1 protein-coding gene is annotated in these 425 nt (G+C 69.9%); it reads left to right on the plus strand.

The annotated features are described in order from the left end of the window. Positions 1 to 425 (plus strand): ABC transporter transmembrane domain-containing protein (locus tag L995_RS16835; protein ID WP_047472714.1); only part of this gene is annotated, 425 nt, incomplete at both ends.

Raw genomic sequence — 425 nt, forward strand, 5'->3', positions numbered from 1 at the left:
GATCCCGCTGTTCATGGCCATCGTCGGCTGGCGCGCCAAGGCGGCCAGCCAGGCGCAGATGGTGGAGCTGGGCGGCATGAACGCCTTCCTGCTTGACCGGCTGCGCGGCCTGTCCACCCTGCGCTCCCTGGGCGCGGTGGATGCCACGGCGCAGCGGCTGCGCGCCAATGCCGAATCCCTGCGCGAACGCAGCATGCGCGTGCTGCGCATCGCCTTTCTGTCCTCCGCGGTGCTGGAGCTGTTCTCGGCCCTGGGCGTGGCCATGGTGGCCGTGTACGTGGGCTTTCACCTGCTGGGCCATCTGCCCTTTGGCAGCTGGGGCCAGACACTGAGCCTGGGCCAGGCGCTGTTCGTGCTGCTGCTGGCGCCCAGCTTCTTCGATCCCCTGCGTGAGCTGTCTGCCGTCTGGCACGACCGCGACGCGG

Origin of the sequence: Delftia sp. ZNC0008 (assembly GCF_000799035.1) — a bacterium.
GTDB classification, from domain to species: domain Bacteria; phylum Pseudomonadota; class Gammaproteobacteria; order Burkholderiales; family Burkholderiaceae_C; genus Comamonas; species Comamonas tsuruhatensis.